This is a genomic window from Roseofilum sp., assembly GCF_982964205.1.
Window position 1 is genome coordinate 19,113 of the sequence record NZ_CEZBFX010000030.1, and the last position, 25,782, is coordinate 44,894.

Genomic DNA, 25,782 nt, shown 5'->3' on the forward strand with positions numbered 1-25,782 from the left:
GACCAGAGAGGATGTGCTTTATTTTGACATACTCCCCAGCCTCCGCTTCGCTAAAGGCTGGAGATTCTCATTTATTCCAGGTTTCTGACGAGATCACTTACTTGATTGGGTTTCCCCTCACAAGCCGAGGTGAGACTCTCCCCTGGCGTTCCTTCTGAATCAGAAGCGGTTTCTGCTTGCCCAACAGTACCGTATTGAGTCCAATTTTCACCCAATTTCTTCATACCTTTGTGCAAAATGTTCATCGCCGCCGCTGTATCTCGGCACACTTCCAATTTGCAAGTTGGGCACGAAGAGTTCTCGTGCTTAACGATTTTTTGACTCTCTGTCCACACTGGGGACAATCTTGACTGGTGAATTTGGGATCTACTGCGATTACCGCTTTATCCCAAATCTTGCCATAGTATTCGAGCCATTGGGTGAACTGATACCACCCGGCATCAGAAATCGACTTAGCTAAGTGGTGATTTTTACCATATTGGCTATTTTCAAATCCTCATAGACAATCACATCGTGATTCGTGAACTACGCACCGAGCCGTCTTTATTGCCCAGTCTTTACGCTGTCTTTGGATTTTCAAATGAAGCTTACCTAGTCGTTTCCTGGCATCATGGTAATTATTGGATTGAGGCTTTTGCCCTTTCACCAACTTTCTTGACAGCCGCCGTTGCCGTTTCTTTCGCCGTCTTTCTAATTTCCTTAGATATTGCGGATAAATCACACAATTGTCATTTTGATCTTTGAAGAAATATTTCAATCCAAGGTCTAGTCCAATCACTTCTCCGGTATAATTTCCCGTCTCTTTGCGAGTGGCATCAAAGAGAAATTGTGCATAATATCCATCTGAATCTACAAACGACTCGAACTCGGTTTATCTTGAGAGTAAACAGATCCTTGCGAGTCTCTTTGTTACAGAAGAGAGAAAATTTGCCGGCTTTGAATCCATCAGTGAACGTGATTGATTTGCGATCTTCAGATAGGAACCAACCGCTCGTCTTATATTCAACGGATCTCGTGTGTTTTTTGAATTTATAAAAGCTTGATATTGAGCTTTGGAACCTAATAAAAGTTTTGCTTCTCTAATTATCATTCTTTAATTTTACCACAGGTTTTCGTGGATAAACCAAGATTTCTAAAAGCCGTCCTGGAAGGACGGAGCTTTAAACCCAATTCTTTGGTAGGATAAACTGGAGAATCCTTATTGTTAAGACCGGGCGTGTAAGTACAACTTTTATGACTACTGATCTCAGTGCCATTGAACCTGCCCAAGGCGGAGTTATCGGCGTTTATCAGCCTTACTACCAAGGTGGTAAGCGGGCGGCCTTACCCTATGCCATAGGTTTGTATGAAAAAACTTCGTTGGAAGGGGAACGCCGGATTGAAAGAGGAGAGAGTATTCCTTTTCTAGCCACTTGGTTTATTGTCTCGAAACTCCCCGCAGATGAGACGGTCTGTCGGATGCAGTTTGATGGTCAGTCAGAGCTGACGTATGAGGTGAAGCTGCCCAATCATGAATTTATTGAGTTTTTGATTGAGTTGTATGTGACTTGGCGAAGAACGAAAACGGTTGATTTTTCGCAAACGTTCTACCGAAAACTATTACGATTAGATGACTAAGGATTAATGATGCTTAAACAGTTGGGAGTGCGTGCGTGACCGGTATTAGTCAATATCTGCTGATAGGTTCCCTAGAATCTTACAGTGGTAAGTCAGCAAGTTTATTAGGCATTGGGGCACAACTGAAAAAGCGAGGCTGGGATATCGCCTATGGTAAGCCCTTATCTACTGGACATAGAAAGCTGATGGGTAAAGGGATGGATGAAGATGGCTCTTTTATTGCTCAGATTCTAGAGTTACCGAGCGATCGCCTCTATCCAACGTTAATCTCAATGGATTGCCAGACCATTGAAGAGCGATTAACTCAGACTAATCCAGATAATCCCCAGGTCAGTTTGGCACAACATTATCCGACTGCACCCGATCGGTTGGTGCTGTTGGAAGGACCAGGGACTCTCGATGAGGGGAGATTATTCGGTTTGTCTTTAGCACAGATGGCCGATCAACTCTCAGCCGGAATTCTGTTAGTGATTTCCTTTGAGGCACAACAGATTATCGATCAGGCCCTTTCAGCGAAAGAGCGTTTGGGCGATCGCCTCCTCGGTATTGTTGTCAACGATATTATGGAAGACTTTATCGAGCGGTTTCCCCAAGACTATGTGCCCTATTTGGAATCTCAGGGTATTCCCGTCCTTGGCCAACTGCCTCGGAGTAATTTATTGCGAAGTATTAGCGTGCGGGAATTGGTCGATCGTCTAGAGGCAACCGTGCTATGTCGAAGCGATCGCCTAGATTTGATGGTCGAAAGCTTACGCATTGGAGCGATGAATGTCAATTCAGCTCTGAAATATTTCCGTAAAGGACAAAATATGGCAGTGGTCACGGGGGGCGATCGCACGGATATTCAATTGGCTGCCCTAGAAACCTCAACCCAATGTTTAATCCTCACAGGTCATCTCTCTCCCTCAGAATTAATTATTAGTCGAGCTGACGAGTTGGAAATTCCCATTCTTACGGTAGACCTCGACACTTTGACCACTGTGGAAATCATTGATAATGCCTTCGGCACAGTTCCCCTTCACGAGCCAGTCAAGGTCAAGTGTATTTCTGAGTTGATCGCTGCCCACTTTGACTTAGACCGACTTTTAGGTTACCTCGCCTAGATAGGAGATGGGGAAGAGGGGGAGCATGGGGAGGATGGGGGGACAGGAAGATATGGAGACACTCCAGACACGGAGATAAGGTCCGATTGCTAAAGTGCATATTGCCCCCAAATTCACCTCAAATTCAAATTATCTGCTAGAATAACTCCGTTGTAGCGCCTAGTTGTTATTGGCATTGAGTCAATCCTTAGAAATTCCTAAACTTGATACCCTAGAGCAAGAACTGGCAACAATCCAGCAAACCGGATCGAAGCGGCTGGCCATACTCGGTTCTCGCCATGTTCCCATAACTCATCAACATCTGATTGAAACGATGAGTTCCTCCTTGGTTCTATCGGGAAACCATATCATTACCTCCGGAGCAACAGGGACGAATTTCGCTTCAGTCCGAGGAGCAATGCGAGCCGATCCTAACTTGCTGACTGTGATTTTACCCCAAAGCTTAGACCGTCAACCCAGAGAATCTCGGCAACTCCTCGAACAAGTCATTCACTTGGTAGAAAAACCGGAGAACAATGAATTATCTCTGGCTGAAGCCAGTTCTCTGTGTAATGCAGAAATTATTACCCGATGTCAGCAACTGATTTGTTTTGCCTTCCATGATAGTACGACCTTACTGCAAACTTGCCGTGATGCGGAAGAGCAACGTAAAGTGGTAACCTTGTTTTATTTTGATTGATGATCGTGAGGTGATGGGTTTGTCCGTTTCTGTCTCTGCTCTGTTACTCTATGCGATCGCTGGAGCAGCTTTTTTAATCTATTTTCCCTTTTTTTGGGTCGCCTATGCTCGGTTTCAAGGGGGGATGCAGTATTTAGAAACCCCGAGAGCGCTGGCCGATCAATTGCCCGATTATGCGAAACGTGCCAATTGGGCCCACCAGAATTCTATTGAAGCGTTTATGATTTTTGCCGCTGCTGCGGGTATGACCTATGCGACCGGGGTAGACTCCATAGTGGCAGCTTATGCGGCTGGAGTATTCTTGATCGTTCGTGGATTGTATAGTATCTTTTATATTCTCAATATTCCCTTGGGGCGATCGCTTATGTTTGGAATTGGATCTTTATGTAGTCTGACTCTGTTTGCCTTAAGCTTGCTTCAAGTGAGTATCTAAATTTTGGCTTTCCCCGGAATGGGGGATACGCTAAGTGTGTTCGCTAGTGTTTGATTATTCTTATGGCTTCTTCCTATTCTTTTGATGTAGTTAGTGACTTTGATGAACAAGAGCTAGTTAATGCTCTAGACCAAACGCAACGGGAAATTAAATCACGTTATGACTTAAAAGACTCAAAGACGATGGTAGAATTGGTGGACAAAACTACAATTACCATCAATACAGATAGTAATTTAACGCTAGAGTCAGTCTCTACCATTTTGCGGACTAAAGCTGCCAAGCGTAACCTATCCTTGAAAATTTTCCAATTTGGGGATATCGAGGCCGCTGGAGGCAACCGAGTTCGTCAGGAAATTAAGCTTCAGCGTGGTATCGATCGGGATTTAGGCAAAAAGATTAATAAGCGCATTCGGGATCAATTTAAGAAGGTACAAGCATCGATTCAAGGGGATTCTTTGCGAGTTTCATCGAAATCTAAGGATGAATTGCAACAGGTGAGGCAAATGTTGAAACAGGAAGATTTACCCGTAGCTTTGCAGTTTACCAATTATCGTTAGTTTGGGTAATAGGTAATGGGTAATATCCGTGTCTCCCAATTCCCCCATTCCCCCTATTCAATGATAATTTCCACACGACGATTGCGTTGTCGTGTAGATTCAGAGTCATTGGGGGCTAAAAACTGAGTTTCTCCATAACCAACTCGGAGAAAATGGTAGCCATCTCCTAATCCAATATAGAGATATTCATAGACTGATTCTGCTTGTTGTAAGGAGAGTTCTAGGTTTTCTTGGGCATCCCCTAAATTATCGGTATAGGCGTTAATTTGAATGGTAGAGTCAGGGAAATTGCGTAATTCAGCGATAATGCTATTGAGTAAGTCTGATTGTTTGGAATTTAGGGTAGTGCGATCGCCTTCAAAGAGCAAGTCACTCGGTAGCGTTACCATGAAACTCTTGCGGGAAGCGTAACCCGATGGACTGGATAATTGCTGCTCTAGTAAGCTCAGACGGGTCTGAATCGGTTTTTGGACTAAGGGTTGATTGAGTTGAAGTTCCAACTCGGTGAGACGCTCCTCCAAGGTGGTTAAGTCTTCTTGCAGTTGGTTTAAATCTTCTAGAGCTTGCTGACGCTGCTCTGCACTAACCGAAGGTAAGGTCGCTGAGGAACGAAATTGCCACCATTGAGCATTGAGGGGATTAAACGGTTGCTCAAACACCCGTTCAATCAAGGGCATTTGTGGATAGGGATCGGGGTAAAAGAAGGCAATGATAATACCCACTAGAAAGGCAATAGAGCTACTCACCCCTAGCAACAACAGACGAAATATCGTCACTAAGAGAAACGTAACAACCGTTCTCTGGGGAGTAGGAGTAGGATTGGGAGAATCAGATGCTTCAGTCACAGATAGGTTATCCACAATCAACCGAATGTGTTATTAGGGACTCAGATCGAAAGACCACAAAAATCGTACCGTAAGGAAGGCGATCGCGGCCAGAACACAAAGAAATTTTAAATCTCTTGAAGATCCCTTCCTTTTAAAGCCTAATCCCTTGTACCCTAGTAGAGACAGGAAGGACTTATACTCCTCACTGGGGCTTTGCTTCTCACACATCCCCCATTCGCGAGCTTGAAGTTCAATGCCTAAATTCCCATGGAGCCTAAAATCGCTCTTACCCAAACCCTCCGTGCTGCTGTTAGCACTTTTACTGCTGCTGCTGCCTAAATTTGCAATGGCTGAGACCATTTCAGATTCGGCCTCTGGTAATTCTACCCCTGAAGCTGCTGCAAACCCCATGAATCCAAGTTCAGAATATAGCGATCCCCTCGATAGTCCCTATCCCATCCCCTGGAGTTGGGTCATGAATACCCACGCAGAAGTTTCTTCAACCCAAGGTTCAGGACTTCGCTATTATCGGACTCCTTCCTTGGTCTCTCCAGATGGTCAATATGCAGCCTATAGTCGGATTCAGTTTCAGATCCGATCGCAACTGCATTCAAGTCGAGTCACGAGTGTGATGTTTTTGGAGAATTTGCAAACCGGTAATCTAGAGGTCGTGACGGCTAGTTCTCCTTTGGCCAATAATCCGTTTGATGGGAACCCAGAAGTGCAATTGCCCGGGGTGATTACCATGTTAGTACCCGTGTCTTGGTCGGAATTGGGCGATCGCCTCTTGGCGCGGCAGTTTGAAGGAGTGTTTAGTTCGTCTACAGTATCGGATTATGCCGTAATTTGGAACCGTCATCTCAATGAGACGAAAACGGTAGCCCCAGCCCAAGTGAATTATAGCCATGCTGTATTGCTCGGTTGGTCGGCCAATAATGCCAATCATGTGCTATTTAGAGCCGGTATTCTCGGAGATGAGAATTGGCCCATGTGGGCAGTCAATCCAGAAGGGAAAACGCTACTGGCAACCGGCGATCGGCCTCAGACCTTTGGTCGTTCGGTCGCTGAAGCTTGGGCTGGCCCGCAAGCGCACTATCATCGTTAGCTGGCTCAGGGAATTCCCTAATACCTTAAGAGCTATTAGAGAGTGATTTGGATTCCTCCTCTGTCATTTTCCGAGATTCCCACGAATTTGCCTTAAAGTGCAAATCGTTGTTATAGAGTGCAGTGTAATCGTTTCGTGCATCAATAAATAACTGAACTTGCGTTCTTGCCCAGAACAAAAGGCTTTAATTTACCTCATAAGAGCGAAGAGTGTTGTATTGCAGCCAGCGATCGCTCATGAAAGAATCAGGATTGGACTCTCATTTTTCGGAGACTGACAGAAGAAGGATCATACTATAGTCGTTTTAATTAAGATTGGGACAATCATGATGGGTTTACAACTCGAACGACTGTAGGAGTAAACGCCATTTGCTCTTACCGTTGTGTCCCATCCTTAATTAAAATAACTATATTTCCCCTAAATAGTCTCTTACAGCGCTTTGCTTGCGTTATGAGAGACAGTGTTGAATCCTCAAAGCTTGTACCAAAAGCCTATTCCCTATTCCCTAGCGAGAAGCGCTATAACTCTCAACTAGCCAATAGGTCTTCATTTCTCCTTTCCCCTTTACCGAAATGATGCCCCGTTCTTCAAACTGAAAACGGTCTTTTAACACCTCATAAACCTGATGGCTGACATGAATTCTACCGGCAGTTCCTGAAGATTCCATGCGCGAGGCAGTATTCACGGTATCGCCCCATAAATCATAACTAAACTTGCGGACTCCAATGACTCCAGCAACCACTGGTCCGGTGTGGATACCAATGCGAATTTGTAGAGCTTCCCCATTTTCTAGGGTAAAGTCTTGCATCACTTTCTGCATGTCTAACGCCATGGCTGCCATAGCTGCGGCATGATCGCTTTGGGGAATGGGTAGTCCGCCAACCATCATATAGGCATCCCCAATGGTTTTGATCTTTTCTAATCCATGTTTTTCGGCTAAATGGTCAAAATTGGAAAACATTTCATTCAGGCAATTAACCAAATCAATGGGAGCTAGACGAGCGGATAAGGTGGTAAAGCCGACGATATCGGAAAATAAGATAGTGACGGATTCAAAGTATTCGGCGATCGCCTGAGTCTCTTGCTTGAGTTTCTCTGCGATCGCCTCTGGTAGAATATTCAGCAATAATTCTTCTGATTTCTCCCGCTCTCGACGCAAATCTGCGGTTCTCTTTTCTACCCGTAACTCTAATTCCTGATTACTTCTTTCCAGGGCACCAAAAGACTCTTGAAGTTGGGAAGCCATTTGATTAAAAGAGTGGGCTAAGATTTTCACCTCTTGCACCCCTCTGACTTCCACATTCTGGGCTAAAGTATCATTATTACAACGACTTAATGCAGCTTTCGCTAACTTCTGAGAGCCGTCAATAAGCTGCATAATGGGTTCGCTAATCCAATGGGCACTCATCCAGCCAAACCCAGTCGCAACCAGGAGAGCCAGGACACATAGTTGAATCGTGCGGCGGGTATTAGCGTGAATTTGACCCATAAAATCAGACTCTGGAACCACCACTACAATTAACCAATCTAAGCCCAACTTATCTTGATAGGGCGAAACTTGCACAAAGGAGCGATCGCTAGACTGGCCAAAATTCAGTTGTTTTACCTCTTCGATGCTCTCTAACTGTCTCTCCTGCATCAAAAACTCGGCCGTTTCTCGAATTAAGCGATCGGAACTTTCACGAGCCATTAATCGTTGTGGATTTTTGCCTCCTGCACCTAAGAGAAAAGGTGGAACAGTGCTTGAACTCGCTACTAGAAGACCGGATCGCTCAATGATAAAAATTTTGCCAGAGGGACTGACTTTAATGGTGGATAAAAACTTACTCATGCCACTGAGAACCAAATCCACCGCCATCACACCACCCATACTGCCATCAGCATTCAAAAATAACTCAGAGGCGGTAATTCCCAGAGCGCCATAACGAAACAAATAAATATCACTCCACGTCCCGGCTCTGGATTCGAGTGCTGCTTGATACTAGGGTCTTTGGCGAGGATCGTAGGGATCTGTTTCGCGAATGAGATTCTGGCGATCGCCGTTTTCTGAGAGTGCATAGAAGCGCCCAATCCGATCGCCTTCTCCCAGCACTTCCTTAACAATTAAGCTTTGATCCGCCTCTCGACTAATGGCAAAATAACCGCCATTGGGTTTACCGAGATAGAGTTCTCGCAACCTCGGGAAAAGCTGAATTTGTTGCCAAAAATGGTTTTGTAGTTGCTGAATATTATCCTCATTCAGTTTACCCGCTTCTATTGCCTGACGATTAACCTGATTAATCCGAGGCGGTTCTTGTAGATAATCGGTGAGATGTTGTTGCGTTCGTTTTGTAACTTCATCCCGTAACTGACCGGCTAGTTCATTCACCGCTTGTTGTCCATTACGCCAAGATAGATACCCAGTAATTCCCACAGCGGCGGAAATTTGCACAATAAAAGGCACAATTAAAACGGCACGCAGGGAAAGCTGATTAGATAACGAAAATCTGGGTATCATAGTCGAGGGAATGGGTAATAGGGAATGGGGAATCTTGATGCTGCCCATTTTTCAGGGGAGAATCAAACCACTTCTAGACCCCTTGTTGTTCCGTTTCAGTCTCTGGATCGAGAGGGGTGGCTTTTTGACTAAAGAGTTGAAAATATAAGGAATTGCACCATTCTTTAATCGGAAACGCTAAAAATGTGATGGGGTTAATTGTCACAATAATATTGCGACTATCGGCTTTCGCTTGATGAATAATTTGTTCGGCAACCCAATCAGCAGATAAAACCCCAATAGGATTCAGATTACTCTTAAATGGCCCTAAAATCAGTTTACGAACAATACAAGGGGCATCCAAACGACGCAGGGTAACTAGATCGCCGATGGTGCGTTTAGAGAGTTCATATAAGGGACTGAAAGCGGGTGAAACTTCGGCTTCAGACGTATTTACCCAAACTTCTTTACAAGCCATATCTCGGTTAGTGTGAATGGTTTTGAGGAATTGCTCCATCAACCGCCATGTGGAAAAAGCATTCACCTGATAGGACTGTTCGATCGCCTCTGGAGTGCGATCGCCATGCACATTAATGCCATGGTTGAGAATCAGAATATCAATCTTTTGCAGGTGAGCCTCTAGTTCCGACTCTTTCCCCACTTGCCAAGCAATAGTCGGAATAGCTACAGCTTCAGAGTTAATCGTAATCTCAATATCATCCTCTCCAGAGGTGAGGGCGATGGGTTTTGCACCCTGTAAGTGTAGATTATAAAGCAGCGATCGCCCCAACGATCCAGAAGCACCCGTTACCGCCACTGTTTTGCCCTTTAAAGATAAAGCCGTTCCCATAATCCGATCCACCAATGTAAACGTGCCACAAAAATAAGCATTCTGATTATCAAAATGATGTCGCCAATGATAACTGCGATTGACCATTCCCTGGCTAGGAATAGCATCAAATGCCCCTGGACGGTGAGTTGAGTCTGTCCACTCCTCCATTCCCGGAATTCCCGATCCTCGACCCATGGCCGTTAATAAAAACGTAGCAGAATAAAGAATGGCCGCCCCTATGCCCCAGAGTCGATCGTTGAAATAGACAGCTATAGCTAACCCTAAACTGGCAGAGAGTAACATCACCAGACTTTCCGGCACATCATTGTACCAATGGGCTTTTTGATAAATCTCTGTGTTAACGGGAGTCAAATCGGGGCGAAACACCCGATGATGCCAAACATGCAAGCGATAGAGGGGCTTCCAAACATGGGCTAGAGCATGATAACCATCACGTACACACTCCACAGCGGCGATCGCCAGTAAGCCCCAACCTAAACTCAACCAGCTCAACCGATCCAGAGTATTCATCCACTCTGCCCATAACAGACCATCTAACGCAAACAAGAGTAGAACGAACCAACTGAACATACAGACTCCTACAGACCACCATCTTTATATCGCCCTATTTCTAGCGCCCAGCACTATAAGGGTTTCATCCCAGTTTACAATTGCTTTTTACGAATCACCATTTAGCTTACAGAATATGCGGTAAACTGTCGCTTAAATGCGGAAAGGTTCAAACAATCCTAAAATGGGATGTTGACTGTTACTCAAAACTCCAGGTGAGGTTGTGAAACTTTTTGTTTACCATACGCCCGAATTAACCCCGACTGACCATTTACCCGAATGTGCGATCGCCGTAGATGTTCTTAGGGCTACGACGACTATTGCCACAGCCCTTGACTCTGGCGCAGAAGCGGTACAAGTGTTTAGCGATATACAGAAACTGATGGATGTCAGTACGGAATGGCCAGAAGATCAACGTCTACGCTTTGGAGAGAGAGGAGGAGCAAAAGTTGAAGGATGCGATCTTGGCAATTCCCCCTTAAGTTGTACGCCAGAGGTGGTCAAAGGCAAGCGTATTTTTATGAGTACAACCAATGGGACTCGCGCTCTACAGCGGGTAGAAGCAGCAAAAAGCGTCATTACTGGAGCCTTAATTAATCGTCAATCAGTCGTCAATTATATTACTAGCCACGAACCAGAGAGTATCTGGATCGTTGGATCGGGATGGGAAGGGCAATTCTCCTTAGAGGATACCGTTTGTGCGGGGGCGATCGCCCATAGTCTGTTAACGGAATTTCCCCTTTCTTCTGCGGTTTCAGAAGTGAACGATGAAGTCATTGCTGCTATTGCCCTCTATCGCCAATGGCAAGAAGAATTAGTCGAGCTGCTCCAACAAGCTAGTCATGGTAAGCGACTACTGGGTTTAAATGGTATAGAAGATATTGAGTATTGTGCCCAACTCGATAGTGTCCATGTTTTACCAATTCAGAAAGAACCTGGAGTTTTAGTCTCCCATCATTAACCATTCGGAGGTCGATCGACGTAACTTATGAAAGCGATTGTGATGAGCGCTCCTGGGAGGCCAGATGTGCTACAACTTCAGGATGTCCCGGAACCTAAACTCGAAGGGGAGCGCCAACTACTGGTTCGCCTGAAAGCGGCTGGAGTTAACCCTATTGACACCAAACTGCGGAAACGGGGAACCTTTTACCCCGATCGAATGCCTGCCATTCTTGGTTGCGATGGGGCAGGAGTCGTAGAGGCGATCGGATCAGATGTGCAAAACTTTAACGTCGGTGATGCAGTCTATTTTTGCAACGCTGGACTCGGCAGCCATCCGGGAAACTACGCCCAATTTGCCACTGTGGATGAACGGTTTGTAGCCCACAAACCCACATCCCTCAGCTTTGCAGAAGCAGCCGCCGCACCCTTGGTACTCATTACTGCTTGGGAATCTCTGTATGACCGCGCTCGCCTGCAACCCGGCCAAACCACCCTCATCCATGCTGGTGCCGGTGGAGTCGGTCATGCGGCCGTGCAGCTCGCTAAATTGCAAGGTGCATCGGTTTGTACCACTATCAGCTCCGTAGAAAAAGCTGACTTTGTGCAAAGCCTAGGTGCAGACCAAGCGATCTTTTATAAAGAAACCGACTTTGTTCAGGAAACGCTCAACTGGACATCGGGAGAAGGAGTTGACGTAGCTTTCGATACTGTAGGTGGGGCAACCTTTGCCCAAAGCTTTCCCGCAGTTCGCATTTATGGCGATCTCGTCACTATTCTATCTCCCGCTGCTGATACTAACTGGAAAATGGCCAGAGACCGGAATCTGAGCATTAGTTTAGAATTAATGCTCACGCCCATGGTGCAAGGTCTGGTGTCTGCTCAACAAGATCAAGCCAAAATTCTCCAGCAATGCACTCGTTTAATCTCTCGGGGAGACCTAAAAATCCATTTGGGAACCACTTTTGCTCTCAAAGATGCCGCCGCCGCCCATGAACTCCTAGAAAAAGGTTCAATGATGGGTAAAATTGCTCTCTTGATTGAAGAATAGGGAATAGGGAAAACCCAGTTTTCCCTTTTGCCTCTTGCCTTTTGCCTCTTACCTCTACCGATTACCCTTCTGCCACGCGAACCCCCGTTTTGTATGCCAGAATATTAAAAGGGATAATGGTTAAAGCCGAACAGAGGAGAACCATAAAATGACTGTTTCTGATGCCGATAAAGGTCAAAATTTAACAAAAAAACCCTTGCCTCCACCTAGCCACGCAGCTCAAATCTCCAAACCCTTTCAACCCGGAAATTTAATTAAAAAAATTGTTAAACACGCCCACGCCAATAAAGCCTCAGATGTTCATATTCGGGTTGGGCAGGTGACTCGATTTCGAGTGCGAGGCAAAATGATGAAGTTAAAAGAGCAAAATGTGGTTACGCCAGAACTCTTTGAACAGTATCTGGCTGATATTCTTACCCCAGAGCAACGGCAACAATTTGCCCAAAATAAGGAATTAGATACCGCCATATTTTATGAAGGATTGGTGCGCTGTCGGGTCAATTGTTTTGACTCCCTAACTGGTGGAGCGATGGTGTTACGGTTGATTAGTTTGGAGATTCCCACCATCGAGCAATTGGGTTTACCGGAAGTGCTACAAAATATCATTTGTAGTCAACAAGGTCTTATTTTAGTCACTGGGCCAACGGGATCAGGAAAATCAACTACATTGGCAGCAATGATTGATTTTCTTAATAAGAGCGAACATAAGCATATTGTCACCATTGAAGACCCTATTGAGTATGTGCATCCATCCCATAAGTGTTTACTCAGTCAACGGGAAGTGGGTTTGCATACCCATGATTTTCACCAAGCCTTGCGATCGGTTTTGCGGGAAGACCCAGATGTGATTTTAATTGGGGAAATGCGCGATCGCGTAACCGTAAATACTGCTTTGCAAGCCGCTCAAACTGGGCATTTGGTTTTAGGAACCCTCCATACTCGCAATGCAATTAATGCCATCAATCGTCTTTTAAACCTTTATAATGCTGAAGAACAGCCATCAGTGCGCATTCAAGTAGCAGATTGTCTGGTGGGTGTTGTGGCTCAATTACTACTTCCAACCACAGATGGAAGAAGAACAGCAGCCCATGAAATCTTGGTGAATACTCCAGCGATGCAAGATTATTTATTGAAAGGCGCTGAAGAGGAAGCGTTCCAATTGATGCAAACGGGCGAGATGGAGGGCATGTGTGTGATGAATCAATCCCTGTATAAACTGATTTTAGATGGGCGGATTACGATTGAGGAAGCACAAAAAATTTCTGCTGATGCGGGTGAGTTAGATCGGTTAATGAGAACTGGAGGTTATGATACTCACCAATCTCCACGGGATTGGCAATAGTTAGAAAATTTTCAGTTTTGGAGCTGAATCAATAGAGTACAATTATTCTCAGTAAGATGCTCAAGTGTTATGACTGGTCTACAAAATTAAGGAGGAGACAATTTCTATGTCTAAAGAGGAAGTAATACGGTTTTTGCACGAGGTGATGGACAATGAAAAGCCAGAACATCAAGATTTACGCGAAGCGTTGGAAGAAGCGACTAACCCGGAGGCATTTATCCAAATGGTAAATAAAGAGGGATACGACTTTGAAATAGTGGAACTCGAAGAAGTGGCCCATGAACAGGGTGAAGCTAAAGGGATTACCATTCGTCGGCCAACTGGGGTGTGGCATTGGTTACGTAATGTCAATTGGCTCGATCGCACGAAAACGACATCGCCTTGATGGATGGCTAGTGTGGGAAGATATAGCAGAGAAAGAGTCAGTTAGGACTCCAGTTCAATATTGAAACCTATTCCCTATTCCCCATTCCCTATTCCCTAGCGCGCAGCGCTATAGAAAGTAAACCAGCGATCAAGACGGATTGGATGGCTGATTACTCTGGGTACTGTTTCCTTGAGGGTGTAAAACAGTATTCCCTCTAGAGGGATCTGTCCACGGAATTGAAAAAGGATAATTTTTTTGCAGGGTGTCATCATTTCTATAGACAATATACAAAAACTTTAGCCACAATCCGAATAGCATTGCTTGGATAAAGTTTAATCCGATCACTTCAACCCATTCTCTTTGAAAAATGATAGCAACCCTGAAGTCTACAACTCCTCAATTAGAAGAACTAAAAACGCGGGTCACCGAGATCTACGATATTAATGCGGCTGTTTCCGTACTCTATTGGGATCAATCGACCTATATGCCCTCTGGAGGGGCGCAAGCGAGGGGACGACAGATGGCTCTCTTGCGCCAAATTGCTCATCAGAAGTTGACCGATCCTAGGTTAGGACAGTTGTTAGCGGATTTACAGACTCAGGAGAAAACTTGGGATTATAGTTCCCCAGAAGCAAGTTTGATTCGTCTCACTTATCGGAATTATCAAAGAGCTATCCAAGTACCTGGGGATTTTGTAGCTCGGTTTTCAGCCCATCGCAGTCGATGTTATGAAGCGTGGGCTAAAGCTAAGGAAGAAGATAATTTTGCTCTAGTGCAAGCGGAGTTAGAAAAAAACCTGGATTTCACTCGCCAATATGCGAATTTTTTTTCTGGCTATGATCATGTTGCCGATCCATTAATTGAAGAGGTTGATTATGGGATGACAACGGCGACGCTGAGACCGTTGTTTGCCCAGTTGCGTAAGGAGTTAGTACCTTTGGTGGAGGCGATCGCCTCTTGCCCCCAACTCGATGTCTCCTGTGTACAACAAGGGTTCGATCGCCAAAAACAATTGCAGTTTACCCTCAATCTTCTGCGGCAAGTGGGGTATGATTTTGATCGCGGTCGTCAGGATGAAAGCTTGCATCCGTTTACCACCAGTTTTTCCATTGGCGATGTGCGGATTACGACTCGTGTACGGGAGAACGATCTGACGGAGGCTTTGTTTAGTACGATCCATGAGATGGGTCATGCTTTCTACGAGCAAGGGTTAGATCTCACGTTAGAAGGTACACCTTTAGGAGAAGGGACATCTGCTGGAGTCCATGAAAGTCAGTCTCGACTGTGGGAAAATTTGGTCGGGCGATCGCCCGAATTTTGGCAGTATTTTTATCCCCAGTTGCAAGAAATGTTTCCAGAGCAACTGAAACTGGTGTCCTTAGATACGTTTTATCGAGCGATCAACCGGGTAGAGCGATCGCTCATTCGTACGGATGCGGATGAGGTTACCTATAATCTTCATGTGATGATTCGTTTTGATCTTGAATTAGAGTTATTAGAAGGATCGTTAGAAGTACGAGATCTGCCTGATGCTTGGAATGCTCGCTATCAGTCCGATCTGGGAGTGTGTCCGCCGAGCGATCGCCTGGGTGTGCTTCAGGATGTTCATTGGTATACCTCGACTCTAGGAGCCATGTTCCAATGCTACACTTTGGGAAACGTCATGAGCGCTCAAATTTATCAAGCAGCTCTCCAGGATCTTCCTCACCTTAAAGACAATATTGCCCAAGGTAATTTTGCCCCTTTACAGAATTGGTTAATCGATCGTATCTATCAATTTGGCAGTGTGTATACCCCATTAGAGTTAATGCAAAACGTCACTGGTAGCGATCTGAAAATTACCCCATTTTTGGATTATATTCAGCAGAAATATCGGCAGTTGTATGATTTCTAAAGGGTAAGCTCTTTTCTCTCCGAATTACGGTTTAAATGTAAACCCTGATTACTACAAGTAGGGGCAAAAGTTTTTTTGCTCCTACTACTGCCTATTACCCTTTACCCATTATGAACGATCGCCACGAATATCGGCGATAGTCCCTTGTTTCATTATCATCGCCGCGATCGCCGCGTAGAGCAACTCACCCTCGATCATACGGTTGCGGCTGCTTTGGTGCGCGGAGGCATGATTACGCGGGAAATGGGTCAGTATCATGAGGGTCGAAATCAGTTGGAATTTTATCTCGGTCGGGAGACCTTGCCGGGAGATCCACTGATTGAGATGAGTTTAGAACCTGGAGATCGGCTCCTGTTGTGTACGGATGGTATTAGTAGTTCTATTGACAGCTTACTCTTGCTCTCTTGTTTAACCATTGCTTCCCTTCCTGAGTGTGCCCAAGCGTTAATTGACACGGCAAAAAAGCAGGATCGACGGACAATCAGACTCTAATTATCTCGCAATATAGGGATTCAGAAATCTCTAAAGCAACCGTACAACAGATCGACTAACAATTATTAAATTGTTCATTGTTAATTAAAACGAGGTGAATTATGACAGATACATTGGCAGTGACAGTCGGTGGAATTATTATGAATTACCGGCGCTATATTGAATAGTTTGCTCTAAGCGAGGTAAAGCATTAGTTGCTGATTCCCGAATATAAGTATCTGCCGATTCATCATTGGCCAATTGGGTTAAGATTTCTGTAGCGCGACCATCTCCCATAGAGGCTAAAGCATTAATAATTGATACCCCTAAAGCTACATTTTCTGTTGTTTTTAGGGTGTCTACTAACAACTCTAACATCGGTGAACCTACAGCCCCCAGTGCCATCACTGCAGTAATATTCACCAGTTGATTGGGATGATTCAAGGCCAGCTTTAAACCTTCTACTCCTTCTTCTGGAAAAGCATTGGGGCCATGATTGACCGCAACTTGGGCTAACGCTTTTACACAACTCGTTTGAATGGTTGAATTATCACTTGACTCCAATAGGGAAACAATGGGCGCAATTGCATCCGGACCAATTACCCCTAACGCCTTCACTGCTGGTCGCCGAATATCCACATTCTCTTCCTTCACCATCTCAATTAAGCGACCAATGGTATTTTCGTCTCGATTTTCAGCTAACTGTACCATGGCCCGTTCTCTTAAATTTGGATTGGGATGTGTAAGCTGTGTAAATAAAGCGTTAGTATCTGGGGTCATTGTATTTAATTATAGAATAATTAACAATTAACAAACCAAGAACTCTAAGTCTTGAACTTGACTGCATATGAAGCCAAGCTGTAGACTTAGAGTCCTCTAAAGTTTAAGTCTTGATCCTTAATGTTCAAGAACCCAACTCAAATTTTTCCCAGTTATAGACTAGGACAAGGAGTTGATTACATAGTCTAGGAGAGCATTGTACTCAACTAGAGCTTGTGCAGACATATCGCGAGGAGCGCAACCGCGGTTACGAGCATAGCTCAGAGCTGCAACATAAGGAGCGGTGGGCAGACCTAAAGCACGATAAACTTCACGCTGTCCAGCAATTCCCCACTCATCAAGAGGGCCAGTACCGCCTACAGCCAAGCAGTAGCTAATCAAGCGCATGTAGTGCTTGATGTCACGCAGACACTTAGCTTTAAAAACGTCGGTAGAGTTGGCTTCACCAGAATTGTTCAGGTAAGGATACTGTTTGATGCAAGCATCGTAAGCTTCCTGAGCAACAGCATCAACGTTACCGCTGAGTTTTTCAGCAGCTTCCAAACGAGCAGCCGCACGTTGGAGGCTACCTTGAACAGACTCTAGGTCAGAGCTGCTAGGAAAACGACCAGCAGCATCAGCAGCAGCAATAGCCGTGGTGAGAACTGATTTCATTTCTTTACTATCTCCAGGTTTATGTGATCGGTGTTACTTTTTAAGGGACGATTGCCCGTAGATCTTCGGTGCAGTGATTTATCGGTTTTAGCTTAAAGCGGAAATAACGCGATCGAAGTATCCAGCACACTCAGCAGCTAACGCAGAGCAGTCTCCTTGGGGAGTATCGTTTTTACGATATTTTGCTCCAGCACGCTCTTCTGTGTTGGTGTTGGTAATGTGAGCAACACAAACAGCCTTCATGATTTGTACTGCACGAACGGTAGAAGTTGAGGGAACTCCTAACGCGGTGTAGGTTTCTTTCAGACCATTTAAGCACCGATCTTCGAGAACAGAAGCATCACCAGCTAACAAGGCGTAGGTGACATAGCGAAGAATGATTTCACCATCACGTAAGCAAGCAGCCATACGACGGTTGGGGTAGCAGTTACCACCAGCTTGGATTAAGCCTTGGTTTTCGCAAATCATACCGGTGATTGCATCAGAAACGCAGCAGCTTGCGTTACTAGCTACAGCATTAACAGCGTCTAAGCGCTTGTTGCCTTCAGAAATAAAACCTTTGAGTTCAGCAATTTTGTCGCTGCTCAGAGTGGAAGTGCTGGCATCTGCTGATACCACAGCTCTCGAAAAAGCGTCAAGCATTGAAATGTTTCCCTCTCAATAGTTGAATTTTAAGTGACCCGTTTTGCACTGGTCATAACTGACTATAGGAGATGATGGGGACTGATGGTAGCTTTATGATAAACAATGTAATAATCCTTTACAATTCAGAGGATTTTATTAATGATTGCCAGATGATAAATCGGTAAAGAACGGTATCACTGATCCAGAAAGGGTTGATTTCAAGGTATTTTTAAGAAATCTGCTGATGCTAGTTCAGTGCTTGAGTTATGGATAAACGATTTTCTCAGCTTTTTAATTTAAGTGAAGACCAGGCGATCGCCCTGTTAGAGATGCCTTTGGATCAGTTAGCCGATCCGAGCGATCGCTATGTGGCGGCTTGTCACCTGATGCGCTATCCCACAGAACGGTCGATAGCTGCCCTGATCAAGGCCATTCAAAATCAGGAGGACGATCTGTATAATCGGATTGCCCGACGTAAGGCGGTGGAGAGCTTGGGACGATTGAAGGCTGAGATCGCCATGCCTACCCTGCGCGAGTGTTTAACGGACTCGGATATCTATACAGTGGAGAATACGGTTTGGGCGATCGGCCAGATCGGGACAGATGACCCGCAAATTTTAGAACAAATCAGCCAACTGTTGCGGCAACCGAATCAAAGCTATCGGGTGATTATCCAAGTTCTGACCCAGTTAGGCTATCAACCTGCTCTAGAGGCAATTAAACCGTTTATAGACTCAGACGATCTGTGTATTTCCAGTGTGGCGATCGCCGCGACTTGTCAGTTAAGTGGTGATTTCAGTTCCATGGATCGGGTAGTGGACTTTCTGCATAGTGACAATCTTAATGTGCGCCGAGCTTGCATCCAAGATTTAATGGATACTTATTATTATCCAGCTCTGCCCAGAATTGTCCAATGTCCAGTTTCCATTGTATTTCGTCTGCGGGGGATTAAACATCTGGCTCAAAGTGGAATTGCTGCCCAGAAATTTACCTTTTCCGAGGTCGAACCGTATTTTGACCAGGTCATCCGAGATCATCCAGATACCCTAGAATTTGTCCACGAATATGATCAAACCCCGAGCATAGAGTTTGCGATTAATGAACTCTATAGTACGGATTTTGGGCGCTGTTATTTAGCCAGTTATACCCTCCTGCACACCTACCCAAAAGAGGCACCAGAAGCGTTATTAGCCACATTTGCTGAGAAAGCAAATAATGATTATGGCGCTCATTATCATGTGGTTAAACTCTTGGGATGGCTAGGGTACTCACCTGCCTATGATTTACTGGTGGAAGCCTTGCACAATGAAGCTCCTCAATTCCAAAAATCTAGGGCGGCTGCGGCGATCTCCCTAGGAAATTTAGGTGCAACAGAAGCTATTCCCCTGTTACATGAGGCCCTGAAAACGTCGATCTTCGATCTTAAGTATGCTTCTCTGTTGGCGTTAGACCAATTAGGCGATCGCAAAGGAGGGGAGATCTGTGCCCAAGATCAGGATTTAATCTTACAAGCCAAAGCTCTAACTCAGGCTTCTCATTAACCGGTCAATCATTATAGCGCTTTGCGCTAGGGAATAGGGAATAGGGAATAGGGAATAGGCTTTTGGTACATAGCTTGGAGGATTCAACACTGTCCCTCATAACAGCGCAAAGCGCTGTATTACAGTTCTTCATCAAACACTGGGGGCCAAATTTCGGCAATTGAAAGTTCCCAACCCGGCAATAATTCTGGAATAGTCAAAGTATCTTCACTGCTGAGAACAACGGGTTTACTGTTCGCACGGTAAACCGTCACTATTAGATTTTTGGGGTCAACTAAAATTCCAACTTGACTTCCTAACTCTAAAAACTTCTCCAGTTTTGCCACTAAGGGTTTAATCTTGTCAGATGCTGACCGAACTTCAATGGCTAAATCTGGAACCAGTTCGGCAAAAGCACGGGGAGCTTGACGCATTTTCTGGGCAGGAACAAAAGAAACATCTGGCCCCCGTAAATTGCCATCTGGTAGGCGAAACCCTGCCGAAGAGCCGGTAACATAACCCAAAGATCTGGGAATTACCCAATTTTGTAAGAAAAAGATTAATCGGGCAATAATCACTTCGGAAACATAATCAGATAATCCCATAACAATAATTTTACCATCTACTAATTCGGTTCTATAGTCCAGATGAGCATCGCTTAATTGGGTTTGCAGTTGTTCTAGGTCTTTAACAGTCAGAGACATCGTATTCTTCCTCCTTAATGGTTACTTATTATCGAATAGGTAAGAAGATCGTCATCACTTCTCCTTGCTTCGGTCGTTGACGGATCAAAAGTTTGCCCCCGATCGCCTCAAACAGATTTTTGGTGACGCTCAAATTCAGGCTCAAATTCCCCGTTTCTGGTTGAAACATCAATACTTGACCCAATGCTTTAAAAGGAGACAAACTAGGGCAAGCTTGAGGTGTTTCTGAGATTAATTGTAATTTCAGTTGATTGCCTGCGGGAGTCACTTCGACTTGAACATGGGAACCGGTGGGCAATGTCGAGGTAAAATTCTGAATCACATTGGTTAACACTTGATCCAATAAATGAGGGTCACTGACGACTGTAGGTGTATGTTGAGGTAAAACCACATCTAAGGTTACATTACGACGACCGGCTTGTTTTTGCCATTGAGGAATACCCTCCTGAAACACCTGGGCTAGAGACGTTGTGGTTAACTGGGTAGATTGCGATTTGGTGGGTGTAGTTTCCAGTTCTACAGCCCGGAAAATGAGATTAAAGCGATCGATCTGTTCCGTACATTCGCGATCGATGGTGTGCAGACGCTTCAACACTTCAGGGGGTAGATTAGAGCGTTTGAGCAACAGGCGAGTATAGGTGCGAATTGTCGCCAAGGGAGTTTTGACTCCATGGGCGATCGCCTGAAGTAATTCTAGATCCGGTTGAGAGGCTGTTGTTGTCGGTGATGGGGGCGTTGGCTTTTGCACTCCCTCCGAAGATCGATCGGCAGTCGATACCGCAACCGAAGGTTCAGGGAGATATTGAACCATCAACCGACTAAATGCCGTCACCGTTTGATACCCTGGAGCAACGGGGGGAAACTGGTGATAGAGGTTATCGAGATGCTGCACATCTTCTGGAGTCCCAGTTAGGCAAACCCGCGATCGCAATGCATTCCAAGCCCGTTCAACATCCTGGGGGTCAAAGGAAAACTGAAATCCCAGCTCTCCAGTCGTTTGGGGAGCGATCGCCATAACCAAACTCAATGAAGGGGTTAACACTACAGCAAATTGTTCATAGTGTAGAGGATCTTGAGGGGCTAATAGGGTTTTGGCAGTGAGCGGACAAGATGATTCATCAGACGAGAGAGGAGCGCCACCGTAGATAGAGGAAGAGCCAACTGGAGCGAGGGGTAAGCCTCCCGATTGGGAAGGAGCTGGAGGCAGTTTAAACAGCAAAGAATGAGTTTCTTGCAGAGGTAAAAACAGCCAAGAGGTAATCTGGGGATGGGGATGGGTCAGAATGGGAGAGCTACAGAGGATTAAGCCTTGGGAAAGTTCATCTCGATCGAGCAAATCATTTAAAGCGGCGATCGCTCCACACCAAGATCGTTCAGCCTTATTTTGACGATTGGCGATCGGTTCCGATCCCCCTAAAAGTTCACTTAATGTTGGCATCATCCACTCAAACATAACCATTTCCCCCATCTGGCGCGAATTATGACAGATATTACCTGTGAGGGTATCGGTCTTTTTAGCCAATTGACTAGGAGGTGAACCGAATAAATCAGTTGCAATTTCCGGATCGCCAACTCTTGAGTATTAATTATCTACCCTCTTAGTTATCCTCCCCACAAGGGTCATTAAATTTCGTATAAAAACTACCGTATTGTAACCAATACTGTTTTAAATTATGATTAGGGGTGTGCAAGCTAGCCTTGGCTTGATACAAAATTACCTGTCGATGTTGACCAATCCAGACCCGCCGAGCTGGTTCCACAGAAATCAACGTTCCGCCCAAACTCGATACACATTCTTCAAATCGTTCTACCGCTGAATATTCTACACTTTGAAATATAAAAAAACTACCAGAACAGATTAAATAGCGATTTCTGATCCAGTTTCGCATTTTTTGACAAGCCACTGGGGGTATCACAGCTCTCTCCACTCAGAACTTTTCAACTCTCTAGATCAAAACAAGGGGTTAAAACCCCTTGCTTATTTATCCAATAATTGACTACCAGGGCACAGTATTATGGCTGTTCTTAAGCCACTTCTGTAATACTCACAATCTTACCACCGGCCCGATGAATCCGCTGGATTTGGGGAGTCATTTTCGCTCCGGAGACTAAATATCGAGTGGTACTAACATGGCGGGGACAGTCAAACTTAGATCCGGTTACCAGAATCTCAAAGGTCTTCTCAGTTGCATCTTGATAGGCAGCTACACGACCACCAGTAGAGGGCAACTTAATTTTTGTTGCTGAATTGGTAGCCACATCTTGTACCAACCGAGAACCTTTAAATGCGCTATCTACCCCCGCATTACCTTGATATAAAGACAAAGTGCGGTTATAGTCAACTTGCTTTAGTCCGATTTGGCTAATTGAACCTTGATAATAAGGAACAATATTGTCTCCAAACTTCTCTTGGTATTCCACACTATCGATATAGGAATCGATTTCGGCATCATAACCTTGCTCAATACACAGAGTAATATGTTCCGAAAGTTCTGCCTGATCGACTGGCGCACGTCCCAACAGATGCTTGAAATTCAATTCAACAAACCGATAGGGAGCGCAAGTCTCAAAATAGCGACTGCGATAGAAATCAGACTTAGCCACTTCACGGACAAATTCACGCACAGTAATCTCCCCTAGGGTCAACTGAGATTCAGCCGTAACCAGCCGCTCACTTTCCATAACATGGGGATTTCCCAGCACTTGCTTATAAACAGCACGAATTACCGCTTGCTTTTCATCCAAGCTACTGGTTGGCCACAGCTCAAGGGGATTATCTAATACTACACTCATTGGTATTATCCTGAATGGGTTTTCAATGCTTTATTTAATCAACCATCTTTTCTCTTTTTACTCTTCCTGATTTTGAATGCAGGAGGAGTAATACCGAGGTTTAGATCGATAACAACAAACATTGCAACAGTTAAGTTATATTACTCAACTGTCGATCGCTTAGTTTGCTGATGAACTCAGTCTACTACAGGTAGGTCTTAAAGCCAACACCTCATTAATCTCTAACCTGAATTGCCTGAAGTTTAGTGTTCCTTATTTATAAATTTATAAGGAAATTACTCCCCAAGCAGCTAAAGCTACAGCAACTGTGCCTAAGGTTAATAAAGCGCCTCCACTTAGAGCAATGAGCCGGCCAGTTAGACGAACCCAACCCGGATAAGGAGGGCGCTGCCATGACCAACGATAATTCGGTGTAAGAGGTGGAAAATAACCCAAAGATTCTAATTTCTGGCGATAATCTTCTCCATACCGAGGCATTCTGGCACTGGGTAAATTTCCCTGAGAACGTTGGGGCAAAATCCGCCGTCTCTGATAGGGAACCGTATCATAACCAAAATGGGTCAAGTATTCTTCTGTATCGAGTAATTGATCGACAAACCCATTTAATCCTTGCGTCGCGAGAACAATCGACCAGGCTAATTTTTCCCGTTCTCCATATACTTCCCGTCCGAGGACCCGTTGAATACACAATTCTACAAACCGATAATTACTATTGGGTTCATAGTTATTGCGCCGAAAGCTTTCAGATAAGAGCAGCGATCGAATAAAATCACGGACAGTAATTTGTCCAGCTCTCAACTGAGATTCCAGAGCATTTTTGTAATTGTGATAAATCAATTGTTGTTCGTTAAAAATTTGTCGATAGGCAGCCCAAATCAATTCGTCCACCTCTGTGGAGGATGGTAACAATTCAGTCGTATAAATTCGAGGTTTTTCAGGACTAGCAATCTCAAACCCCTCAACTCGCTGATTTTGAGTGGTTGGGGAATATTCAAGCAAGGGAATTGTCATAGAATCTCCTGGAGTATTTGGGGTTACAATAAGTTAAAAAAAGGATTTTCCCTTCAACAGGTAAATTATAAGCCCTAAGCGATCGCCTAAATCCGATTCTCAGGGCCCATCTTAAACCCAATTGTTTTGATCTGAATTCTCAACTTTGAACCTCATCTTGATTCAAAGGTGAGAGTTCTTTCTGTGATTTTTCAGTTCGAGGACTCTAGAGAGTAACGTTAAGCTAGTCTCTAGGAAACTGTGTGAACTACTCGACATTGTACCATTAGGGTGCAACGCCAGCTTCTGACTTCTCAAGCGATTGCCTCCGAAAGAGCCAACTTTCGTCTTGCTCTATACAGGGTCTTATCCCGCCTCCATCAGCAGTAACCTCGGTTGTCAAGGAAAATCCGTAATCCTTCATTACAGATTTTTTTTTAGCTAAATGAGCCAACCTCCCATAAGTTAGCAACTTAGCAGATGGAACGTAATTAAAATAGGGAAGAAACGGTAAAGAAATCGGAAAGATTCCTAAAATCTAGCAAATTTTAACATTTCGTAATACTTGATCCTGCGATCGCCAAGAGAATATGCTGAATTTTCTTGTAAGCTGAAATGAATGGGTCAAGGCAACGATAACCACATGAGGATTCTTTTAATTGAAGATGACATAACTTTGGCTGAGACTCTAGCAGAAGCCCTCACCGATCAACTTTATGTCGTTGATATTGCACCCAATGGAGCAGCAGCATGGGAATACTTTGATGCTCTTGATTATGACCTTTTACTCTTAGATGTGATGCTTCCCGATCTTGATGGCATCAGTCTCTGCAAGCAACTGCGTCTTCAAGGTTATCAAATGCCAGTTCTGATGATGACAGCCCGCGATACAGTTAGTGATAAAATTGCGGGTCTCGATGCTGGAGCAGATGATTATATTGTGAAACCTGTCGATCTTGGTGAATTGTTTGCACGGGTTCGTGCCCTTTTACGTCGAGGGAGTGTATCTGCTCCTATTTTAGAGTGGGGAAAATTAAGGTTTGATCCTAGTACTTATGAAGCCAATTATAACGATCGCCCCTTACATCTAACCCCCAAAGAATATTCTCTTTTAGAACTTTTACTGCGGAATGGTCGTCGTGTGTTGAGTCGTCATGTGATGATTGAACATATTTGGTCACTTAAAGATCCTCCAGAAGAAGATACAATTAAAGTCCATATTCGGAGTTTACGTCAAAAATTAAAAGCTGTGGGTGCCCCTGAAGACTTTATTGAAACTGTTCATGGAATTGGATATCGATTAGGTAAAAGTAACTTTTATTAACCTGGATTCGGGATAAACAGCGACTCTTTCCTCAGAGTGCGCTGCTATACGAGGCAGCGACTCATTGAACGTTATTGGCATCAGATCGAGTCAATCGAGTGTGCGCTCCGAGCCACCACTCCTTACGCGA

The 25,782-nt window shown here is 44.7% G+C and carries 26 protein-coding genes and 1 pseudogene; 14 read left to right on the forward strand and 13 right to left on the reverse strand.

Annotated elements, in window-relative coordinates; genetic code table 11:
- Positions 1 to 71: 71 nt before the first annotated feature.
- Positions 72 to 1,061 (reverse strand): annotated as a pseudogene (locus tag AC3A14_RS09985) (RNA-guided endonuclease InsQ/TnpB family protein); the annotation flags it as partial.
- Between the two features lie 172 nt (positions 1,062 to 1,233).
- On the opposite strand from AC3A14_RS09985, the gene ebsA reads away from it, so the two are divergent.
- From ebsA to AC3A14_RS10010, 5 genes are all read left to right on the forward strand, one after another.
- Entirely contained in the window at positions 1,234 to 1,617 is a 384-nt protein-coding gene (gene ebsA / locus AC3A14_RS09990) for a type IV pilus biogenesis protein EbsA (protein ID WP_271936364.1), read from the forward strand.
- A gap of 35 nt (positions 1,618 to 1,652) precedes the next feature.
- Positions 1,653 to 2,720, forward strand: coding sequence for a phosphotransacetylase family protein (locus AC3A14_RS09995; protein WP_318732477.1), 1,068 nt, complete (start codon positions 1,653 to 1,655; stop codon positions 2,718 to 2,720).
- 175 nt (positions 2,721 to 2,895) lie between these two features.
- Positions 2,896 to 3,399, forward strand: a complete 504-nt coding sequence (locus AC3A14_RS10000; protein ID WP_318732479.1) for a DNA-processing protein DprA — start codon at positions 2,896 to 2,898, stop codon at positions 3,397 to 3,399.
- Between the two features lie 19 nt (positions 3,400 to 3,418).
- Positions 3,419 to 3,832 carry an MAPEG family protein gene (locus AC3A14_RS10005; protein ID WP_413039104.1) on the forward strand — a complete coding sequence of 138 codons (414 nt, stop codon included), beginning with the start codon at positions 3,419 to 3,421 and terminating at the stop codon, positions 3,830 to 3,832.
- Positions 3,833 to 3,894: 62 nt separating this feature from the next.
- Positions 3,895 to 4,389: a YajQ family cyclic di-GMP-binding protein gene (locus tag AC3A14_RS10010; protein ID WP_318732481.1), complete on the forward strand. Its 495-nt coding sequence runs from the start codon at positions 3,895 to 3,897 to the stop codon at positions 4,387 to 4,389.
- 53 nt (positions 4,390 to 4,442) lie between these two features.
- On the opposite strand, the gene AC3A14_RS10015 is transcribed toward AC3A14_RS10010, so the two are convergent.
- Complete coding sequence (locus AC3A14_RS10015) at positions 4,443 to 5,234, reverse strand: OmpA family protein (RefSeq protein ID WP_318732482.1); 792 nt, start codon at positions 5,232 to 5,234, stop codon at positions 4,443 to 4,445.
- Positions 5,235 to 5,469: 235 nt separating this feature from the next.
- On the opposite strand from AC3A14_RS10015, the gene AC3A14_RS10020 reads away from it, so the two are divergent.
- The gene (locus AC3A14_RS10020; RefSeq protein WP_318701201.1) at positions 5,470 to 6,321 is read left to right on the forward strand and encodes a hypothetical protein; all 852 of its coding nucleotides are present in this window, start codon (positions 5,470 to 5,472) and stop codon (positions 6,319 to 6,321) included.
- 505 nt (positions 6,322 to 6,826) lie between these two features.
- On the opposite strand, the gene AC3A14_RS10025 is transcribed toward AC3A14_RS10020, so the two are convergent.
- The 3 genes from AC3A14_RS10025 to AC3A14_RS10035 form a co-directional block, all read right to left on the reverse strand.
- Positions 6,827 to 8,254, reverse strand: coding sequence for an adenylate/guanylate cyclase domain-containing protein (locus tag AC3A14_RS10025; RefSeq protein ID WP_318732483.1), 1,428 nt, complete (start codon positions 8,252 to 8,254; stop codon positions 6,827 to 6,829).
- A 48-nt stretch (positions 8,255 to 8,302) separates the two neighbouring features.
- Positions 8,303 to 8,818 carry a hypothetical protein gene (locus tag AC3A14_RS10030; RefSeq protein WP_318732484.1) on the reverse strand — a complete coding sequence of 172 codons (516 nt, stop codon included), beginning with the start codon at positions 8,816 to 8,818 and terminating at the stop codon, positions 8,303 to 8,305.
- 73 nt (positions 8,819 to 8,891) lie between these two features.
- Complete coding sequence (locus AC3A14_RS10035) at positions 8,892 to 10,142, reverse strand: bifunctional sterol desaturase/short chain dehydrogenase (RefSeq protein WP_413039103.1); 1,251 nt, start codon at positions 10,140 to 10,142, stop codon at positions 8,892 to 8,894.
- A 280-nt stretch (positions 10,143 to 10,422) separates the two neighbouring features.
- Here AC3A14_RS10035 and AC3A14_RS10040 point away from each other — a divergent pair, with 280 nt between their 5' ends.
- From AC3A14_RS10040 to AC3A14_RS10065, 6 genes are all read left to right on the forward strand, one after another.
- Positions 10,423 to 11,160: a 2-phosphosulfolactate phosphatase family protein gene (locus AC3A14_RS10040; RefSeq protein ID WP_318699295.1), complete on the forward strand. Its 738-nt coding sequence runs from the start codon at positions 10,423 to 10,425 to the stop codon at positions 11,158 to 11,160.
- 27 nt (positions 11,161 to 11,187) lie between these two features.
- On the forward strand, positions 11,188 to 12,189 hold the full coding sequence (locus AC3A14_RS10045) for a zinc-dependent alcohol dehydrogenase family protein (protein WP_318732487.1): 1,002 nt from the start codon (positions 11,188 to 11,190) through the stop codon (positions 12,187 to 12,189).
- Between the two features lie 148 nt (positions 12,190 to 12,337).
- Positions 12,338 to 13,531 (forward strand): type IV pilus twitching motility protein PilT, encoded by a 1,194-nt coding sequence (locus tag AC3A14_RS10050; RefSeq protein ID WP_318732488.1) that lies wholly within the window; start codon positions 12,338 to 12,340, stop codon positions 13,529 to 13,531.
- A gap of 106 nt (positions 13,532 to 13,637) precedes the next feature.
- Entirely contained in the window at positions 13,638 to 13,916 is a 279-nt protein-coding gene (locus AC3A14_RS10055) for a Nif11-like leader peptide family natural product precursor (RefSeq protein ID WP_318732489.1), read from the forward strand.
- A gap of 352 nt (positions 13,917 to 14,268) precedes the next feature.
- On the forward strand, positions 14,269 to 15,792 hold the full coding sequence (locus AC3A14_RS10060) for a carboxypeptidase M32 (protein ID WP_413039102.1): 1,524 nt from the start codon (positions 14,269 to 14,271) through the stop codon (positions 15,790 to 15,792).
- Between the two features lie 144 nt (positions 15,793 to 15,936).
- Complete coding sequence (locus tag AC3A14_RS10065) at positions 15,937 to 16,284, forward strand: PP2C family protein-serine/threonine phosphatase (protein WP_318732492.1); 348 nt, start codon at positions 15,937 to 15,939, stop codon at positions 16,282 to 16,284.
- Positions 16,285 to 16,422: 138 nt separating this feature from the next.
- Here AC3A14_RS10065 and AC3A14_RS10070 read toward each other — a convergent pair whose 3' ends face one another.
- The 3 genes from AC3A14_RS10070 to cpeB all read right to left on the reverse strand — a co-directional run bounded on the left by AC3A14_RS10070 (position 16,423) and on the right by cpeB (position 18,339).
- Positions 16,423 to 17,043: a HEAT repeat domain-containing protein gene (locus AC3A14_RS10070; protein ID WP_318699289.1), complete on the reverse strand. Its 621-nt coding sequence runs from the start codon at positions 17,041 to 17,043 to the stop codon at positions 16,423 to 16,425.
- Between the two features lie 159 nt (positions 17,044 to 17,202).
- Complete coding sequence (cpeA, locus tag AC3A14_RS10075) at positions 17,203 to 17,697, reverse strand: C-phycoerythrin subunit alpha (protein ID WP_318699288.1); 495 nt, start codon at positions 17,695 to 17,697, stop codon at positions 17,203 to 17,205.
- Positions 17,698 to 17,784: 87 nt separating this feature from the next.
- The gene (gene cpeB, locus AC3A14_RS10080; RefSeq protein WP_271938578.1) at positions 17,785 to 18,339 is read right to left on the reverse strand and encodes a phycoerythrin subunit beta; all 555 of its coding nucleotides are present in this window, start codon (positions 18,337 to 18,339) and stop codon (positions 17,785 to 17,787) included.
- 248 nt (positions 18,340 to 18,587) lie between these two features.
- On the opposite strand from cpeB, the gene cpeY reads away from it, so the two are divergent.
- A complete protein-coding gene (cpeY, locus tag AC3A14_RS10085; RefSeq protein WP_318719773.1) occupies positions 18,588 to 19,862 on the forward strand; it encodes a C-phycoerythrin alpha-cysteine-82 phycoerythrobilin lyase CpeY in 1,275 nt (424 codons plus the stop codon).
- Positions 19,863 to 19,981: 119 nt separating this feature from the next.
- Here the strand turns inward: cpeY and AC3A14_RS10090 are convergent, their stop codons facing one another.
- The 5 genes from AC3A14_RS10090 to AC3A14_RS10110 form a co-directional block, all read right to left on the reverse strand.
- Positions 19,982 to 20,545, reverse strand: a complete 564-nt coding sequence (locus AC3A14_RS10090) for a Uma2 family endonuclease (protein WP_318732493.1) — start codon at positions 20,543 to 20,545, stop codon at positions 19,982 to 19,984.
- 28 nt (positions 20,546 to 20,573) lie between these two features.
- Positions 20,574 to 21,998 carry a sensor histidine kinase gene (locus tag AC3A14_RS10095; protein ID WP_318732494.1) on the reverse strand — a complete coding sequence of 475 codons (1,425 nt, stop codon included), beginning with the start codon at positions 21,996 to 21,998 and terminating at the stop codon, positions 20,574 to 20,576.
- Positions 21,999 to 22,143: 145 nt separating this feature from the next.
- Positions 22,144 to 22,434, reverse strand: coding sequence for a CpeR family transcriptional regulator (locus AC3A14_RS10100; protein ID WP_271938587.1), 291 nt, complete (start codon positions 22,432 to 22,434; stop codon positions 22,144 to 22,146).
- Positions 22,435 to 22,570: 136 nt separating this feature from the next.
- Positions 22,571 to 23,338 carry a phycobilisome rod-core linker polypeptide gene (locus AC3A14_RS10105; RefSeq protein WP_318700863.1) on the reverse strand — a complete coding sequence of 256 codons (768 nt, stop codon included), beginning with the start codon at positions 23,336 to 23,338 and terminating at the stop codon, positions 22,571 to 22,573.
- A gap of 264 nt (positions 23,339 to 23,602) precedes the next feature.
- Positions 23,603 to 24,349 (reverse strand): phycobilisome rod-core linker polypeptide, encoded by a 747-nt coding sequence (locus AC3A14_RS10110; RefSeq protein ID WP_318700864.1) that lies wholly within the window; start codon positions 24,347 to 24,349, stop codon positions 23,603 to 23,605.
- Between the two features lie 622 nt (positions 24,350 to 24,971).
- Here AC3A14_RS10110 and AC3A14_RS10115 point away from each other — a divergent pair.
- Entirely contained in the window at positions 24,972 to 25,652 is a 681-nt protein-coding gene (locus AC3A14_RS10115; protein ID WP_318700865.1) for a response regulator transcription factor, read from the forward strand.
- Positions 25,653 to 25,782 lie beyond the last annotated feature (130 nt).

Coding starts and splice junctions, on each gene's coding strand:
- AC3A14_RS10105 (WP_318700863.1), bottom strand. CDS start 23,338: ATGAGTGTAGTATTAGATAATCCCCTTGAGCTGTGGCCAACCAGTAGC.
- AC3A14_RS10070 (WP_318699289.1), bottom strand. CDS start 17,043: ATGACCCCAGATACTAACGCTTTATTTACACAGCTTACACATCCCAAT.
- cpeA (WP_318699288.1), bottom strand. CDS start 17,697: ATGAAATCAGTTCTCACCACGGCTATTGCTGCTGCTGATGCTGCTGGT.
- cpeB (WP_271938578.1), bottom strand. CDS start 18,339: ATGCTTGACGCTTTTTCGAGAGCTGTGGTATCAGCAGATGCCAGCACT.
- ebsA (WP_271936364.1), top strand. CDS start 1,234: ATGACTACTGATCTCAGTGCCATTGAACCTGCCCAAGGCGGAGTTATC.
- AC3A14_RS10045 (WP_318732487.1), top strand. CDS start 11,188: ATGAAAGCGATTGTGATGAGCGCTCCTGGGAGGCCAGATGTGCTACAA.
- AC3A14_RS10020 (WP_318701201.1), top strand. CDS start 5,470: ATGCCTAAATTCCCATGGAGCCTAAAATCGCTCTTACCCAAACCCTCC.
- AC3A14_RS10055 (WP_318732489.1), top strand. CDS start 13,638: ATGTCTAAAGAGGAAGTAATACGGTTTTTGCACGAGGTGATGGACAAT.
- AC3A14_RS10030 (WP_318732484.1), bottom strand. CDS start 8,818: ATGATACCCAGATTTTCGTTATCTAATCAGCTTTCCCTGCGTGCCGTT.
- AC3A14_RS10050 (WP_318732488.1), top strand. CDS start 12,338: ATGACTGTTTCTGATGCCGATAAAGGTCAAAATTTAACAAAAAAACCC.
- AC3A14_RS10100 (WP_271938587.1), bottom strand. CDS start 22,434: ATGCGAAACTGGATCAGAAATCGCTATTTAATCTGTTCTGGTAGTTTT.
- AC3A14_RS10110 (WP_318700864.1), bottom strand. CDS start 24,349: ATGACAATTCCCTTGCTTGAATATTCCCCAACCACTCAAAATCAGCGA.
- AC3A14_RS10115 (WP_318700865.1), top strand. CDS start 24,972: ATGAGGATTCTTTTAATTGAAGATGACATAACTTTGGCTGAGACTCTA.
- AC3A14_RS10010 (WP_318732481.1), top strand. CDS start 3,895: ATGGCTTCTTCCTATTCTTTTGATGTAGTTAGTGACTTTGATGAACAA.
- cpeY (WP_318719773.1), top strand. CDS start 18,588: ATGGATAAACGATTTTCTCAGCTTTTTAATTTAAGTGAAGACCAGGCG.
- AC3A14_RS10090 (WP_318732493.1), bottom strand. CDS start 20,545: ATGTCTCTGACTGTTAAAGACCTAGAACAACTGCAAACCCAATTAAGC.
- AC3A14_RS10095 (WP_318732494.1), bottom strand. CDS start 21,998: ATGTTTGAGTGGATGATGCCAACATTAAGTGAACTTTTAGGGGGATCG.